This window comes from Desulfosoma sp., assembly GCF_052743555.1.
The window spans coordinates 75,832-90,942 of sequence record NZ_JBRAHS010000013.1 but is presented as its reverse complement, the minus strand read 5'-3'; the positions used below and the strand labels follow the sequence as shown (position 1 = coordinate 90,942).

Sequence of the window (15,111 nt, the reverse complement as noted above, 5' to 3'; positions counted from 1 at the left end):
AGGTGGGTGAAGGCTATGGTACTTCCTGTGTTTTCGAAAGTATAAGCCAAAGAGCTTGAAATATGGCGCTTTTGAGCTCACCAAGGGCGTGGCGCCGAGTGCGTGGAGCTTGGCGTATGGGGAAGAACATTGGTTTTGTGTCCACGAGATTTGCCGGAACAGACGGTGTTTCCTTGGAAGCCGCCAAATGGGCGCAGATGCTTTGGGATCACCGACATGTGTCCTATTGGTTTGCGGGGGTTTTGGATCGCCATCCTGAGGTCAGTTTTTTGGTGCCTGAAGCTTTTTTCGATCATGAGGAAAACCAGTGGATCAACCGTCGTGTCTTCGGTGTTCAAAAGCGTACGCCGTACATCACCGGCCGCATTCATGCCCTCAGGGAATATTTGAAGATCAAGCTCTATGAATTCATTGCCCAGTACCGTATTGATATTCTCATCGTGCAAAATGCCGTCACCATTCCCATGCACATTCCTTTGGGATTGGCCATCACGGAACTGGCGGCCGAATCGGGCATTCCCACCGTGGCGCATCACCATGACTTTTATTGGGAGCGCACGCGCTTTTCCGTGAACGCCATCCAGGATTATCTTCAGATGGCCTTTCCGCCCAAACTTCCCAACATTCAACACGTGGTCATCAATTCCATAGCTCAGGAAGCCTTGGCGCTGCGCACGGGCATTTCTTCCATCGTCATTCCCAATGTCTTGGACTTTGAAAATGAACCGCCCGTGGACTGGGAATTTACCAAGGGCTTTCGGTTGGAATTGGGCTTTGGCGAGGATGATATTCTGTTTTTGCAGCCGACTCGAGTGGTGCAGCGCAAGGGGATCGAGCATGCCATTGACCTAGTGCACGCCCTTGGGGATCCACGCGTCAAACTCATCATTTCCCACGCCGCGGGAGATGAAGGTCTGGATTACTATCAATGGCTGCGGGATTATGCTGCCGACCATGCGGTGGACATGCGCCTCATCTCCCATCATGTGAGCGACAAGCGAGGGTGGAACGAGGACGGGAGCAAGCGCTATTCCCTTTGGGATGTTTATCCCCATTGTGATTTTGTCACTTATCCCAGCACCTATGAAGGCTTCGGCAACGCTTTTTTGGAAGCCATCTACTTTCGTAAGCCTTTGCTGGTCAACCGCTACGATGTGTTTGTCCGGGATATTGAACCTCAAGGCTTTGATGTGGTGGTGATGGACGGCTACGTGTCGGATCGAGTGGTTCGGGAGGTGCGGGAGATCCTGCATTCCCCTGAACGACGTCAGCGCATGGTGGAGCACAACTATGCCGTGGCCACGAGGCATTATTCCTATTCGGTTTTGCGGAGGCGTCTGGCCTTTTTGATTTCCAACTTTTTCGGCATCGAAATCTAGAAACGGGGCGGCGCAAAACTTGGTTGCTTCACTCTGTGGGAGCGCCGCCGGGCGTGATAAAGCTTCGCGGCTCGCGCCGTTGCTCCACGTGATTTTCTCAAGCCCGTTGTCCTGAATGACCTTGCTTCTGCGGGGTGGAGGTGAATGAAATGGTAGCGGTGATCATGGCGGGAGGATCCGGAACACGGTTTTGGCCCTTGAGCAGAGCTTCATCTCCCAAGCAGTTTCTGCACATCATCGAGGGCAAACCCCTGCTTCGCGTCACATACGAGCGCATGCAGCCTCTCTTCAGCGATGAGCGCATTCTGGTGGTGGTCGGTGCCGATCACGAAGCGCAAACCCGCCGCATTCTGGCCGATACGGGCGTTCAGGTTTTGGTGGAACCCTTCGGCAGGAATACGGCACCCTGTGTGGGTTTGGCTGCACGGTACGCCGCATGGATAGGTGTGCACGAGCCTCTGGTGATTCTTCCGGCGGACCATTACATCGCCGATGCTGCAGCGTTTCGCCGCGCCATTGAAACGGCCGGAGCCTTGTGTGCCGAGGGCGGCATCGGCACTTTGGGCATTGTGCCCACGCGGCCGGAGACGGGCTACGGGTATATTGAAGCGGCCATGGACAAACCGATACAGGATGGGGTGTATGCAGTGGCGCGATTCGTTGAAAAACCCGCCTCTTCCGTGGCCGCCGCCTACTTTCAGAGCGGTCGTCACTTCTGGAATGCCGGCGTCTTTCTGGCCACCCCTCAGACGCTGCTGCAGGAATTCGCAGAACATATGCCTCGGTTTGCCGAGCGCCTGCAGATCCTGGACACGGTTTTTGGAACCCCGAGCTTTACCGATCTTCTGGCGTCCATTTACCGTAGTGTGGAAAACATTTCCTTTGACTACGCCATCATGGAAAAGACCCGCCAACGAGTTTTTGTGGTGCCTGTCAGCTGTGGGTGGAGCGATGTAGGCTCCTGGGGCAGTCTTTATGAAATGCGCCGGGGGGATGAAGGGGACGGGGATGGCAACATTGTGCGAGGGGACGCTTTCACCAAGCAATGCCGGGAATGTTTTGTCGTGTCTGAAGGGGACCGGTTTGTGGCGGTTTTGGGGCTGGAACGTGCTCTGGTGGTGGACACCGCCGATGCCCTGCTGGTGGCGAGCCTTGATAGCACCCAGGAGGTGCGGGCCGTTGTGGAGCACTTGAAAGGTCATGGACGAGAAAAGCTTCTATAAGTATTGTCCTTGTTGTGGAGCGCCAGTGGAGGGGACCCCTCGCGGCCGGCTTCGGTGCGCTGCCTGCGATGTGGTGTTTTATCGAAATCCTACGGTGGGTGTGGCGGTGGTGGTTTTGGAAAACCAGCAGCTTCTGATGGTGCGTCGACGCGGCAGTTACGCCGGACGCTGGTGTATTCCCTGTGGACACGTGGAATGGGGCGAGGACGTGCGCCAAGCCGCCGCTCGAGAGCTTCTGGAAGAGACGGGTGTGCGGGTGGCGGTGGGCCCCGTCGTGGCGGTCCATTCCAATTTTCACGATCCGGCCCATCTCACGGTGGGCGTGTGGTTTTACGGCCGCCGCATCGACGGCGTTCTTCGAGCGGGATCCGATGCCGACGCCGTGGATTTTTTCCCCTTGAACCGATTGCCGGAACCGTTGGCTTTTCCCACCGATGAAAAGGTGTGCGCTCTGTTGCGGCATCACGCGCAGAGAGGGACGCTGGAGTCCTGGATTCGGTGTCTTCACGACAGCCTGGACGGGTTCAAAAACGATTCGGGCATTTAAGATAAAAGACGCGGACAAAGGTCTTCAGGCGCAAAGGCCCGTGACGTGGTATGGTGCTCTCGGAAAACCAACTCTCCCTAGAGAGCATGTTCGAGAACGACTTTAGGGGGCCCCTTTTGTTCCACTCTGTGGGAGCGCCGCACGGCGCGATAGCCACATGGACCCGAGTGGCCATGGAACACATGCCGGCCTCCGGCCGCGGCTTGCGCCGCTGCTACAATGCGCATCGTCGCCTTACACCGGGTGTTCAACATAGACATTCTCGGACAAGCTGCTAAGGCGGATGAAAGGAAAGCACATCTATGGACACATGGCTTGTGACGGGCGGAGCCGGTTTTATCGGCAGTAATTTTGTCCATCTGGTGCGCGGCTTGAGGCGGGCTCGAGTCATCAACCTGGACAAATTGACCTATGCGGGACACCTGGAATCCCTGGAACCTTTGGCCGGGGATGCCGACCACATATTTGTGCGAGGCGACATCGGCAACGTGGAGCTGGTCTCCTATCTTCTGCACACCTACGGGGTATCCGCCGTGGTGAACTTCGCGGCGGAATCCCACGTGGATCGATCCATTGACGGCCCGGGGGATTTTATTCAGACCAACATTGTGGGCACCTTTCGCCTCCTGGAAGCGGCGCGCCATTACTGGAACACCTTGGATGCTGAGCGGCGAGCCCGCTTTCGTTTCTTGCACATTTCCACCGACGAGGTCTATGGATCATTGGGGCCTGAAGGGTATTTCACGGAAAGGACACCCTATGCGCCCAATTCCCCGTACTCGGCCTCCAAGGCGGCGTCGGATCACCTGGTGCGCGCCTATCACGAAACCTACCATCTGCCGACCTTGACCACCAACTGCTCCAACAATTATGGCCCCTACCAGTATCCGGAAAAGCTCATTCCCCTGATGATCCTCAATGCCGTGGAAGGAAAACCTTTGCCGATCTACGGCGATGGACTGAACGTGCGCGACTGGCTCTATGTGGTGGACCATTGTGAAGCACTGCTGTACGTGCTGGAACGGGGGCGTCCGGGAGAGACATACAATATTGGAGGGCACAACGAAAAGACGAACCTGGAAGTGGTTCAAACCCTATGCCGGGTCCTGGAGGAATTGGCGCCTTCTGGAAACAATCGGGCCTTGCATGCACGAGGCGTGCGCTACGAAGACCTCATCACCTTTGTGGCCGACCGACCCGGTCATGACCGGCGCTACGCCATCGACGCGTCCAAGATCGCTCGAGAACTGGGCTGGCAGCCCCGGGAGACTTTCCTGTCGGGGTTGCGCAAGACCGTTCAATGGTATCTGGATCACAAGGACTGGTGCCGAAGAGTCACCGAAGGGGTCTATGATCGATCGCGGCTGGGTACAGCCGTTTTGCCCCACGGACCGGAAGCGCGGCACGAAGGAGCGACGCAATGAGTGCCATGAAGCCCCATGAAATGAAGGCTTTGATTTTGACCGGGGGATCGGGAACACGCCTGCGCCCCCTGACCTACACGGGCGCCAAACAATTGGTTCCTGTGGCCAACAAACCCATTCTTTTTTACGTGCTGGAAAACATTGCGGCGGCGGGCATACGGGATGTGGGGTTGGTGATCGCTCCGGAAACCGGGCGGGAAGTCATGGAATCCGTAGGCAACGGCAGCCGTTGGGGCCTCAATGCCGAATACATTCTCCAGGAAAGGCCCCTCGGTCTGGCTCATGCCGTACTCACCGCGAAAGATTATCTGAAGACCTCGCCGTTTCTCATGTACCTGGGAGACAACCTCATCGGGTGCCGCGTGCGGTGCGAGGTGGAAGAGTTTCTTCAGGACGAGTTTTTGTCGGCAGCCATTTTCCTCAAAGCCGTTCCAAATCCGAGAGCCTTTGGCGTTGCCGTGGTCAACGGCAACGGTCAGGTGGTGGACCTGGTGGAAAAGCCCTCAGACCCCCCGTCCAATCTGGCGCTGGTGGGCATTTATCTTTTTCGGCCCGACGTTTTTGAAGCCATTGGCAATATTCGTCCTTCGGCGCGCGGGGAACTGGAAATCACGGACGCCATCTCGTGGCTGATCAAAAACGGCCGACACGTGCACAGCCACATCATCGAGACCTGGTGGCTGGATACCGGCAAAAAGGATGACCTGCTCCTGGCCAACGACACAGTCATGGACGATTGGCTCAAAACCCACATTGCCGGTTCTGTGGACGCCCACAGCCAGGTGACCGGCCGTGTGCATATCGATGACGGCGCTCAGTTGATCCGTTCCGTGGTTCGAGGTCCTGTGATCATCGGAGCCGGTGCAAAGCTGGTGGAGGCCACCATTGGGCCGTTCACCGCCATAGGTCCCGGCGTGCTGATTGAACGTTCCACAGTAGACCATTCCGTTATCATGGAAGGGTGTCACATTCGCGATATTGCTCGGCTGGAAAATTCCGTATTGGGCCGCCGCGTCAAAGTCTGCCCCACCAGCACCTCTCACGGCGCCATCAGCCTCATGGTGGGCGATGACTGCGTCATTGAGGTCAAAGGATGATTCGGGCCTTGACGGATATTCGTTGACGAGCAACACAGCCTTTTGCTAGAAAAAGCATAAACGTGCAAGAGTGAAAGCAGCGCGGAAAGGCGCTCAGTGTAAGAAGCACAGCTGTCAGAGGAGGCCGACATGTGGGGGATGAACATTATGTGCGCAACGCTCAAGCGCAGCCTGGCCAGTATGCTTCCCTGGGACATTCCGTGGTATGATCCCAGCCACACCGTCTTTTTCGCCGCCCTCTACGGAGCCTTGGGTGTCATCGGCCTGGGTGTGCTCATCGCCGTGCTCATGACCATAAAGCACCTGAAAAAAGGAAACGGCGCGCACCACTGATTCCCCCAATCCTCCGTAACGATTGTCTCCGTGCCCCTTTCAACGGGGTTCGCCCTGTGTTGCCTCAAAGGCGGTCCTGCCGACCGCCTTTTTCATCCCCGAAGTGTTGAAAGATCGTTCCTCGAGCCGCGGTCAGCACAAACCGAATATGGAAAAGAGGAGGGCAGCTGATGGACCCGAAAGCGTTTCGCGAATATGACATTCGCGGTCTGGTGGACAAAGAGATTCATGACGAGGATGTGGTGCGGCTGGGGCAGGCCTTTGCCACCTATCTGGCCCCTTACGGGCGTCGCCGCGTGGTGGTGGGTCGCGATTGCCGTTTGAGTTCCGAGCGGTATCGAGATCTTTTGGTCAAAGGCATGTTTTCGGGCGGACTGGACCTGGTGGACGTGGGCGTCTGCCCGACCCCGCTTTTCTATTTTGCCATTCGCCACCTGGGCCGGGAAGGCGGCGTCATGATCACGGCGAGCCATAATCCGCCGCAATATAACGGCTTTAAAATCTGTAACGGTTTCGACACCATTTCGGGGGCTGAGATTCAAAAATTACGGGAGGTCATGGAGGCCGGCAATTTCGTGCACGGCAACGGATCGATCCGTTCGTACGACATCGTGACCCCCTATTGGGACTTTGTGTGCGAAAACATCACGTTGGATCGGCCCCTGCGCGTCGGGGTCGATTGCGGCAATGCCGTAGGCGGCCCGGTGGCGGTACCTTTATTGGAAAGGCTGGGATGCCGGGTCTACCCGCTTTACTGTGACATGGACGGCACGTTTCCCAATCATGAACCGGATCCCACGGTCCTGGATAACCTTCGAGACCTCATGGACCTTGTCCGCCGAGAATCCTTGGATGTGGGCATTGCCTATGACGGCGATTGCGACAGGCTGGGCGTGGTGGATCATCAGGGCCGGGCGGTCTACGGGGACAAGCTCATGATCATTTTCGCTCGAGAGATTCTCAGCCGAAAACCCGGTGCCGTCTTCATCTCCGAAGTCAAATGCTCAAAGACCCTTTACGACGACATACGAAAGCGAGGAGGCACAGCTATCATGTGGCGCACGGGCCATTCCCTCATTAAAGCCAAGATGAAAGAAACGGGAGCGGACTTGGCGGGGGAAATGAGCGGCCACATGTTCTTTAAGGACCGTTACTTCGGCTTTGACGACGGCATCTACGCTTCCTGTCGGCTTCTGGAAATTTTGGCCCGAACAAACAAGAGGATTCCGGAACTTCTGGAGAATGTTCCCGAAACGGTGTCGACGCCGGAAATCCGCGTAGCCTGCCAGGATGACATCAAATTTAAGGTGGTGGAGCGGGCCGTGGCCTATTTTAAGGAAGCCGGCTATGACGTGATCGATGTGGACGGGGCACGCATTGTCTTTCCGGACGGCTGGGGATTGGTGCGAGCCTCCAACACTCAACCCGTGCTTGTGCTGCGCTACGAGGCGGAAACGGAAGCTCGGCTGAAAGAAATTCAAAGCCTCATTGAAGACACCATCGAAAAGATTCGATCCAAAGCCCTGTAGCCTTGAAAGCTGCGCAGGCCATGATGAGGGCTTTGGAGGCATTGGAAAAGCCCGGGGAATGCTTCCCATATTCCAAAATCCGGCGGGGAACGTGTTGGAAAAGGGTCTCATGGATGAATTCCGTCGAAGCGGCGCACGGCGCGATGCCACCTCTCGGCGTGCGCCGCTTCACAACCGGTGTGCATGGACTCGCTCTTAAGCCTTGACGATTTTTTCTCGCCCCTCTGTGACGTTCTTGGTGGCATTGCGCGTGTCGATGACCAGAGGCGCATGGCGCACGATCCATTCGTAGTCATAGGCGCTATGGTCTGTGAGAATGACCACGGCGTCCGACGATGAGAGGGTTTCCTCCGTCAACGGCACTGATTCCAGTTCAAAACGGTGTTTTCGGCCCGGTTTCAATTTGGGAATATGGGGATCATTGTAGAGAACGACGGCCCCCCTTTCCTGCAGCAACTGCATGATTTCATAGGAGGGGGACTCGCGGTCGTCGTCGATGTCTTTCTTGTAGGCCACGCCCAGAATCAGGACGCGTGAGCCTTTGAGGCAACGGCAGTTGTCGTTGAGCGCATGGATGATGCGTTCCAAAACGTAGTAGGGCATGGACACATTCACTTCGCCAGCCAACTGAATAAATCGCGTGGAAAAGTCGTATTCTCGGGCTTTCCACGAGAGATAAAAAGGATCGATGGGAATGCAGTGGCCGCCCAGACCCGGGCCGGGGTAAAAGGGCGTGAACCCAAAGGGCTTGGTGGCCGCCGCTTCAATCACTTCCCAGATATCGATGCCCATGCGCAGGGCCAACACTTTGAGTTCGTTGACCAGGGCGATGTTCACGCTGCGATAGATGTTTTCGAGAAGTTTGGTCAGTTCCGCGACTCGAGTGCTGGAGACGGGCACGACACGGGTGACGGCGTGGCCGTACAAGGCCTTGGCACATTGGAGGCATGCCGGGGTGACGCCGCCGACCACTTTGGGAATGTTGCCCGTATGAAAATGGGGATTGCCGGGGTCTTGCCGTTCTGGAGAAAAGGCGAGAAAGAAATCGTGCCCCACGCGCAGGCCGGTCCGTTCCAGTTTGGGCAGCATGAGTTCTTCGGTGGTGCCGGGATAGGTGGTGCTTTCCAGGACCACCAGGTGCCCGGGTCTCAGGTGCTGCGCGATGGTGTCTGTGGTGCTTTCGATGAAACGAAGGTCAGGTTCCATCTTGTCGGTCAGGGGAGTGGGCACGCAAATAATGATACAATCGGCGTCGCGAAGCCGCTCAAAGCTTATGGTCACATCCAGCTGCCCGGCTTCGAGAAACCTCTGCACCGGTTCAATGGGAATATGGCGAATATAGCTTCTTCCGTGGAGCAAAGCATTGATCTTGGCGCTGTCCACATCAAAGCCGATGAGAGGAAACCCGGCTTCGCCGAAGCGGATAAGCAGGGGCAGGCCCACATAGCCCAGTCCGATGATACCGACTGTTGCTTTGCGCCCATCAATTTTTTGAAGCAGGTTTTCCATGGATGCCTGGCCTCCGTGTTGGGGTTGCATACTCGCGCGAAGAAAGATCAGCGTTGACCGGCATTGTGCCTAAGAAGAGGAAAAAGAGCAATGGCGAAAGGGCAAGGGCCTTTGAGAACCTGCGTGGTGACGGGGGCTGCGGGTTTTGTGGGCAGCCATTTGTGTGAAAGACTCCTGAGCCTGGACCATACCGTGGTCGGTGTAGATAATTTTTTTTCCGGCCATCCCGAAAACCTCAATCCCTTTGCCGCCCATCCGCGTTTCTTTTTTCATGAAAGGTCGGTGACGGAACCCGGCCTGTTGCCAGGCTTGAGAGCCCAACACGGCGCTTTGTTTGCCGTTTTTCACCTGGCCGCCATTGTCAGTGTGCCCTATTCGCTGGAACATCCCACAGAGACCTTTCAGGTGAACACTCAGGCGACCCTGCGTCTTCTGGAAGAAGCCGAGGCGCTGGGGGTGCGCACCTTTGTGTTTGCGGGATCGGCTGCGGAATACGGGGATCGAGACCGCATGCCCCTGAGTGAAACGGATGCGAACGAGGACACTCGGTGGTTAAGCCCCTACGGAGAATCGAAGTATTGGGCCACCATGGCGGTGGCCTCCCGCCGTGGGAATCTGTGCGGCGTGTCGTTGCGCTGTTTCAATATCTACGGGCCTCGCCAGGATCCGTTCAGCCCTTACAGCGGCGTGATTTCTCGATTTGTGGACATGGCCGTCGCTCAAAGGCCCCTGACCATCTTCGGAGACGGCTTGCAGACGCGGGATTTTGTCTATGTCACCGATGTGGTGGACGCGTACTGCCTGGCCGGCTTGAGGGACGAGGAAAACGAGGCCACGAGGCTTTCCGGTGTTTTCAACGTCGGCTCAGGGCGCGCCACTTCGATTGTGGATTTGGCCCGCTTGATTTGCCGCTTGACACAACAGCCGGAATCCATAACGTTTGGCCCAGAACGTCCCGGCGACATTCGACACAGTAGGGCCGATATCGAAGCCATCACGAGGGTCTTGCACTGGATGCCCCGGATCGGTTTGGAAGACGGCCTGGCAAGGACGATTCAGTGGATGCGCGGTTCCGGATGACCATTGGAGATCGTGAGCCCAGCGTGCATGAGCGTTCAGGTGTTACGAAAGAGAAAGGAGAAAGCCGTGAAAAAGGCGATCGTGGTGGCTGTGGCGTGCCTAGCTTTGGCGGTTGCGGTGATGGCCTGCAAACGCTCCGAAGATGCCGTCAAACTGGCGATGAGTCGAGCCCTTGAACCGTATCGGGCCATGGATTTCGGCCATCTTTTGGGCATGGAAGGCTTCAGCGACGCCCTTTTGAAAATGCATTTCACTCTGTATCAAGGCTACGTGACCAACACCAACGCGCTTTTGGACAAAACCCGCGCCTTGGCCAAGGAAGGAAAGGCGGAGGGACCGGAATATGCGGAACTGAAAAGGCGTTTGGGTTTTGAATTCAACGGCATGAAATTGCATGAATACTACTTCGGTAACCTAGGCGGATCGGGTGTTTTGCCCAAGGATAACGCACTCTATGCGGCCATTGAGGAAAACTTCGGCAGTTTTGAAAACTGGAAGGCGGATTTTGTGGCTACGGGAAGGATGCGCGGCATCGGATGGGTTGTGCTTTACCAGGATCCTGCCACGGGCCGCCTGGTGAACACGTGGATTAACGAGCATGAAACCGGGCATTTTGTGGGTTGCCTGCCCTTGCTGGTCATGGACGTTTTCTAGCACGCCTATGTGACGGATTACGGTCTGGACCGCAAGGCCTACATTGAGGCCTTTTTCAAGAACCTCAACTGGAAGGTAGTCCTGCAGCGCTTCGGTGTTGCCTTAAAAGACAGTGATTTTCCCGAAACCAAGTCGCCCACGCCAAGTCCGCCGGCTGAAGGTGAAAAGGCGGTTTCAGCGCCGGCGGAAAAGGTTCTTCAGCCCGCACCCTCCAAGGGGCATCAGTCTTAAGACACAGTGCGGATTGGGCGTGACGAAAGGGGCTCGGATCGATGGCGTCGAGTCCTGAGCCTCGCAAGGGGCGGGCTTCCGAAGGTGCGGAAGGGTGCGGAACGGAAAGGACGCGGTTGTCCGCATCGCCCCGAGCAGCGCTCTTAGGGAGCCCGGTCGATGCGCAGGGGGGGCGGTGCCAATGATTTGGCGGCCGACCGCGAGCGAGAGAGCCTTTGGCCAAGGACGGATCGAGCATAGGGATTTCGATGCGTGGGTGCGGCGAAAGGCCGACCGCGTGACCGAAAAAGCATCCCTTGATGATCCCGCCGGGATTCCCGGCCTAAAAGCGGGAAGCGAAAGTCTTTGACGATCCCGGCGGAAACCCTTTTTGAACCAAGACCTTATGCCGTGTTTATGACCCGCCTGGCCGAAGCGGGCTTCTTTTTTAGAAACCACGCAAGTTGGAGGAGTCAAAGGGATGGAAAGCATGGTGGAATCCCTGAAAAGGCAAAGGGAACAAGTGGTGCACGGCGCTGATGAGGAAGCACTGCGCCAGCACATGAGCCTTTTGGAGATTGCGGTCATCAGCTTGCATAATCGACTGGTGAATCTCATGGCCTCGGATTCCGAGCGGTTTCGTTCCAGCGGCGCCATCTTGGCCATTGGACGACTGGGGCGTGGGCTCCTTGGGCTTGAAGACCCGGTCAGCCTTTTGTGGCTGCGCACGGAAACCTTTCCGTGGGACGAAAGTGCGCAGCGGGACATTGTGGCGCCGCTTGTGGAAGCGGGATGGCGGGTGAGTCTGCAGAGTGCCACGATTCCCGAACTTCTGGAGGAGCTGGAATCACGGCTGGATTTCTTTTTCGAGCTGCTCGATATGCGCTACCTTTCGGGAAACCGCCAGTTGGTGTCGGAATTGGACCACGCCCTGGACGATTTTATCGCCAGCCATCAGCGGGCCTTGTTTGACCATCTCTACAAGGGAATATGCGAACGGCAGGCGCGTTTTTCCATGCCCGAAGATTGGTTGGAACCCGATATGTTGGAAAGCCCGGGAGCCCTCAAAGACATTGATGCCATTCGCTTTGCCGCCCGGATTTTGTTGGATGTGCGCTGCTTTGACGACGCCATCTTTCAAGGATACTTGACGCGCAAGGAAGTGGATCGACTGCAAAGTGCCGAAAAAAAACTCCTCAAGTGGCTGAATCTCCTGCGCTGCGTCAAGGGGGATCGCCAGAGTGTTCTGGATTTCAAGGTGCAAGAGATCTTGGCGGAAAAACTGGGCTACACGGGAAGGTCTGGCTTTCTTCCCGTGGAATCTTTCATGCAAGGGGTTCATGAAACGCTGCATGAAGTGTTTTGTGTGAGTTCCGAATTTTGTGAACGGTTGCAGGAAACCGGAAAAATCGGGTCCATTCCGTCGTCTTTGGGCCCGAAGGTTCGAGTGGAAGAGGGGCTCTTTGTCGTTGGAGGCCGGCTTCATGTGGATCCCGGACGCTTTGAGCCTACGGCGGCCAACGTCATTCGTCTTTATGCTTTGGCGGCGCAGCATCGAGCCGGGTTTTCCAGTGCCACACGGCGTTGGTTGGAACATCACCGCAGCGTGGTGGAAACGGCTTCCGAAGACCCCGGAGTTCTTCAGGCTCTGTTCCAATTGCTGGCCAGTGATGACAGCCATGTGTCGGTGATTCGTCGGTTTTACAATGACGGATTCTTTCGGGCCCTCGTGCCCGAATCGGCCCTGGTCCACGCCCTGGTCCAGCACGACGCTTTTCACGTCTATCCCGTGCATGAACACCACCTGAGGACTCTACGGGAATTGAAACGGCTCAAGGCCGGGGACTATCAGGACCAGGAGCCGGAACTGACGGCTCTGGCCCATGACATGGGTGACAATCCATGGCTTTCTTTGGCGGCCCTGTTTCACGACATCGGCAAACATGCGGGACGCCACCATGCCAAGCACGGGGCCGACATGTTCCCGCTCATCGCTCGGCGCCTGGGCCTGAGCCTCGACGGCACAGAGCTGGTCACTTTCCTCATTCGCCAGCACCTGCTGCTCATGGACACCGCTTCCATGAGAGACCTGGGCGACATGGAGCTGCTGGTGCAATGCGCCCGCACCGTAGAAGATCCGGAGAAACTGCATCTGCTCATGCTGTTGAGTTTTGCGGACATGATGGCCACCGGGCCGCGGGCGGTCCAAAAATGGCAGGAGACGCCCGTACATGAGCTGTATTTAAGGCTTTTGGATCTTTTGGAAAAAGGAGAGCCGGGGGAGAAGGTTCTGGCGGAACGGTTGGAGAGACTTACAGAAGCGGTCTATGAAAAGGTAGCCGACGTGGTGGATCGATCGCGGCTGGAAGAACATTTTCGCGACCTGGCCCCTCGATACGTCCTGACCATGTCCCCGGAAGCTGTGGCGCGGCATCTCCGGCTGGAAATGGATTTGGGACCGGACATCCATGCTTTTGTCTGGGAAGTGGAAAAGGAAAACGGCGGGGTGGAAATCACCGTACTCAGCCGCGAAATCCCTGGTTTTCTTACCAAGACGGCCGGGATTCTCACCCTTCACGACCTCGATATTCGAGACGCTCGAGTCTTTACCAAGAAAAACGGTGTGATGATTCTCGTTTTTCGATGCCGCTTTGTTTCGCCCGCACAGGAAGAACCCGACTGGGCGTCGGTGCGCGCCGATCTCAGCCGCCTCCTGCAGGGCCGTTTGGCTCTGGATTATCGAATTGCGGCCCATGCGGCGGCCAAAGGATCTTCGCCGGCTCAGACCTTGATTTCCAGTCCCAGCCGAGTTCTGTTGGACAATGATTCCGCAAAGGAATACACCATCGTGGAAGTGTACACCATGGACCGCCCGGGACTGCTGTACACCATCACACGAACCCTGCAGGATCTGCAGGTGCGTATCCATGTGGCCAAAATCACCACCAAGGTGGATCAAGTGGCGGACATCTTTTACATCAAGAATCATCTGGGAGAGAAAATGACGGACCGGGAACAGGTGGAAGAACTTCGGCAAGCGCTGTTGTTTTACCTGGATGGTCCGGCCGGGCACCGGGCCTGATCAGTAAGGACGCACTCCGTGTCGCTTTATATTCGTCGTACGCGATCCGGCCGTCAGATCCGTTATGTTCTCAGGGAATCTTATTGGAACGGATCGTGCTTTGCGGCCCGGGACATTGTGGACTTGGGGAAGGATCCCGCCGAACACATCGTCTACGCTGGTGGCAATGGGTTCTATTTCAGTGAGGCGGTGGAAGAGGCTTTCGCTCGCATGGGACTGGAGCGGGAAACGGAGGACCTGGAACAGGCCTTTTTCCTTTATCTCGCCCCGCACATTCGAAGAGTTATCGGAAATTTTGCGGCGGGACGAGCGCCGCGTGCTCCCTCATGGACCCCCGAAGAATCCGCCCACCACCAGCGGTTCCTTCATCCTTTCGACAAGAGGCGCATGCATTTTCTTCGATGCGGCCGCATGGACATCGGAAACCTGGAAGGTAGAACCTGGAAGTTTCTCAATGTGCTCTGCGACAAGAGCCGTGACGAGATTGAACATGTCATCGAGGGGATGGAAAAGGACTTGCGTCCTCAAGAGCGCCGCAACTACCTCTTTACGGCGCTGGAACTCCAGAAGTATTTTCCGAGCCATCTCATGAAAAACAACCCGGCCGCTCTCAATCCCGAGGTGGTGGATGCGTATTTTCTCGAAGAAATCTGCAGGCTCAACGAGGATTCCACGTTCTTTACGGGCGTTGAAGACCACAACACTCAAACCCTGCACGCCTTCCTCGTCAAATACGTCATCATGTACTTTGATCATTCCTTCAGCCCCGCTTCCCTGCGGGACCGCGTCTTTGCGGATTTTGTGCGCTTTCGTTCGTTTTCTTTTCGGACACCGGCAAAGCAGAACATGACGGAAGAGGAAGCGTGTGCCTGCTTGGGACTACAGCCAAAAGAATACCGGGCCATGAGCGTGCAGACTCTGACCCGGCATTATCGTAGAAAGGCTAAGAAACACCACCCGGATGCGGGCGGGGATCAAGAGACTTTCATCCGTCTCTCGCAAGCCTACGAGTGCCTGGTGCGACGCAAGGCTCACCGGCATTAA

The 15,111-nt window shown here is 56.5% G+C and carries 11 protein-coding genes and 1 pseudogene; 11 read left to right on the top strand and 1 reads right to left on the bottom strand.

Features of this window, described 5'->3' with window-relative positions:
* The first annotated feature begins 116 nt into the window (after positions 1-116).
* From ACUVSA_RS10105 to ACUVSA_RS10075, 7 genes are all read left to right on the top strand, one after another.
* A complete protein-coding gene (locus ACUVSA_RS10105; RefSeq protein WP_445892009.1) occupies positions 117-1,379 on the top strand; it encodes a glycosyltransferase in 1,263 nt (420 codons plus the stop codon).
* A 149-nt stretch (positions 1,380-1,528) separates the two neighbouring features.
* Positions 1,529-2,602 carry a mannose-1-phosphate guanylyltransferase gene (locus ACUVSA_RS10100; RefSeq protein ID WP_445892010.1) on the top strand — a complete coding sequence of 358 codons (1,074 nt, stop codon included), beginning with the start codon at positions 1,529-1,531 and terminating at the stop codon, positions 2,600-2,602.
* A 25-nt stretch (positions 2,603-2,627) separates the two neighbouring features.
* The gene (locus ACUVSA_RS10095) at positions 2,628-3,149 is read left to right on the top strand and encodes a nucleotide triphosphate diphosphatase NUDT15 (RefSeq protein WP_445894708.1); all 522 of its coding nucleotides are present in this window, start codon (positions 2,628-2,630) and stop codon (positions 3,147-3,149) included.
* Between the two features lie 302 nt (positions 3,150-3,451).
* The gene (gene rfbB / locus ACUVSA_RS10090) at positions 3,452-4,573 is read left to right on the top strand and encodes a dTDP-glucose 4,6-dehydratase (RefSeq protein ID WP_445894707.1); all 1,122 of its coding nucleotides are present in this window, start codon (positions 3,452-3,454) and stop codon (positions 4,571-4,573) included.
* The gene (locus ACUVSA_RS10085) at positions 4,570-5,670 is read left to right on the top strand and encodes a glucose-1-phosphate thymidylyltransferase (RefSeq protein WP_445894706.1); all 1,101 of its coding nucleotides are present in this window, start codon (positions 4,570-4,572) and stop codon (positions 5,668-5,670) included. Before rfbB ends, ACUVSA_RS10085 begins: the two co-directional genes overlap by 4 nt.
* A 129-nt stretch (positions 5,671-5,799) precedes the next feature.
* On the top strand, positions 5,800-6,003 hold the full coding sequence (locus tag ACUVSA_RS10080; RefSeq protein WP_445894705.1) for a hypothetical protein: 204 nt from the start codon (positions 5,800-5,802) through the stop codon (positions 6,001-6,003).
* A gap of 170 nt (positions 6,004-6,173) precedes the next feature.
* Complete coding sequence (locus ACUVSA_RS10075; RefSeq protein WP_445894704.1) at positions 6,174-7,532, top strand: phosphomannomutase/phosphoglucomutase; 1,359 nt, start codon at positions 6,174-6,176, stop codon at positions 7,530-7,532.
* A 195-nt stretch (positions 7,533-7,727) separates the two neighbouring features.
* On the opposite strand, the gene ACUVSA_RS10070 is transcribed toward ACUVSA_RS10075, so the two are convergent.
* A complete protein-coding gene (locus tag ACUVSA_RS10070) occupies positions 7,728-9,041 on the bottom strand; it encodes a nucleotide sugar dehydrogenase (RefSeq protein WP_445894703.1) in 1,314 nt (437 codons plus the stop codon).
* 90 nt (positions 9,042-9,131) lie between these two features.
* On the opposite strand from ACUVSA_RS10070, the gene ACUVSA_RS10065 reads away from it, so the two are divergent.
* The 4 genes and pseudogenes from ACUVSA_RS10065 (at position 9,132) to ACUVSA_RS10050 (ending at position 15,111) form a co-directional block, all read left to right on the top strand.
* The gene (locus ACUVSA_RS10065) at positions 9,132-10,121 is read left to right on the top strand and encodes an NAD-dependent epimerase/dehydratase family protein (RefSeq protein WP_445894702.1); all 990 of its coding nucleotides are present in this window, start codon (positions 9,132-9,134) and stop codon (positions 10,119-10,121) included.
* A gap of 159 nt (positions 10,122-10,280) precedes the next feature.
* Positions 10,281-10,868: pseudogene (locus ACUVSA_RS10060) on the top strand (superoxide dismutase); the annotation flags it as partial.
* A gap of 598 nt (positions 10,869-11,466) precedes the next feature.
* The gene (locus tag ACUVSA_RS10055) at positions 11,467-14,067 is read left to right on the top strand and encodes an HD domain-containing protein (RefSeq protein ID WP_445894701.1); all 2,601 of its coding nucleotides are present in this window, start codon (positions 11,467-11,469) and stop codon (positions 14,065-14,067) included.
* An 18-nt stretch (positions 14,068-14,085) separates the two neighbouring features.
* Positions 14,086-15,111 carry a J domain-containing protein gene (locus tag ACUVSA_RS10050; RefSeq protein WP_445894700.1) on the top strand — a complete coding sequence of 342 codons (1,026 nt, stop codon included), beginning with the start codon at positions 14,086-14,088 and terminating at the stop codon, positions 15,109-15,111.